General features: G+C 57.8%; 1 protein-coding gene. It reads left to right on the top strand.

Annotation, left to right across the window (positions count from 1 at the left end; all coding sequences use genetic code 11):
• Positions 1–388, top strand: a 388-nt coding sequence (locus AC1RO3_RS08045) for a hypothetical protein (RefSeq protein ID WP_481763937.1), incomplete at its 5' end; no start/stop codon positions are given.
• Between the last annotated feature and the right edge of the window lie 140 nt (positions 389–528).

The following is a 528-nucleotide window of genomic DNA, read 5'->3' as shown; positions in this document are numbered from 1 at the left end:
GTTGATGAAACCTAAGCTTCACCCGCCTGAACCCCACCAAGTACAACGTGCGCTGGCCATAGCCCGGTGGAAGGCCCCACACGCCCTTGTCTTCTACATCGACATGCTAGATGATGCCCCTGTCCGTGCCCGGGCCCGGCGCTCGATTACGCGGCTCCAGAAGATGCTGAAGCAGGAGCCTTACTTCGATCCTCAGGTCCACCGCGTTAGCATCGTGGTGCCTGACGAGCGTACGGCCCAGCGTATACGTGTGACACCGCTCCCGCTCCAGCTGTTTGTCACGAGCGTCGAGGAAACGGTGCTGGACACAGACGAAGGCAACCGCGCCGAATTCGACATTCTTCCGTACCCGCCAGACATCGACGATTCCATGGACTACCGTGGATAGCAAAAAGCCCCGACAGATTTGTGTCTGTCGGGGCTTTTTCATTCTACTGCGCGTTTTTCTACTTCGTCGGGTTCCTTGAAATAGTGCAAGAAGTCGCGGAGACTGCCGCACGTGATTCCCGGTACCCGTGTCTCGATGTC

Source organism: Dellaglioa sp. CoH-57-MRSF-19 (genome assembly GCF_056781975.1).
This window is presented reverse-complemented; position numbering and strand designations above follow the sequence as displayed.